The organism is Vibrio sp. 1562 (genome assembly GCF_033340155.1).
Lineage (GTDB): Bacteria > Pseudomonadota > Gammaproteobacteria > Enterobacterales > Vibrionaceae > Vibrio > Vibrio alginolyticus.
Genome location: NZ_JAWOVY010000246.1, coordinates 1 through 781, shown reverse-complemented (window position 1 = coordinate 781; position 781 = coordinate 1). Strand labels below are relative to the sequence as shown.

1 protein-coding gene is annotated in these 781 nt (G+C 46.4%); it reads left to right on the top strand.

Translation table 11 applies throughout. The features are described from left to right. Positions 1 to 38 precede the first annotated feature (38 nt). A partial coding sequence (locus R7Z49_RS24440) for an ATP-binding cassette domain-containing protein (protein ID WP_318112286.1) occupies positions 39 to 781 on the top strand: 743 nt, incomplete at its 3' end.

Genomic DNA, 781 nt, shown 5'->3' with positions numbered 1-781 from the left:
TCTAGGTTTATTTGCTATATCAAACACAAGGATACGTGATGTCTTCTCAAACCATTCTTTCGGTGAACAACTTGTCTGTCAGCTTTACGACAAACGATGGGATCGTCGATGCAGTAAAGAATGTTAGCTTCGAGCTACAAGCGGGTGAAACGCTGTCTATCGTCGGCGAATCTGGTTCCGGCAAATCAGTTTCCACCAACGCTTTAATGAAGCTGCTACCAGACAACGCCATTATCCATCCAGACTCGTCAATCATGTTTGAAGGCGAATCCATTCTGGACAAAACTGAGCGACAAATGCAGCGCATTCGCGGCGATCGCATCGGGATGATATTCCAAGAGCCAATGACTTCACTGAATCCGTACATGCGGGTCGGTATTCAAGTGGCGGAAGCCATGATGTGTCATCGCTCAGTCAATCAGCGCAAAGCCAAAGAACGTGTGCTTGAACTGTTTGATTTGGTTCATTTGCCGAACCCGCAACAAGCCTATGATAAGTATCCCCATGAGTTTTCTGGAGGCCAATTACAGCGCATCATGATTGCCATGGCGCTAATTAACGAACCAGACATCTTAATTGCCGATGAACCGACAACCGCGCTTGACGTTACTGTTCAGGCGGAAGTGCTACTGCTGATTAAAGAGATTCAAGCAAAAATGGGGATGGCTATTTTATTTATCACCCATGACCTAGGCGTGGTGAAACACTTTGCCGATCGTGTGTTGGTGATGTGCAAAGGTGAGGTCGTTGAAGAAGACATCACTGAGCACCTATTTTCTGA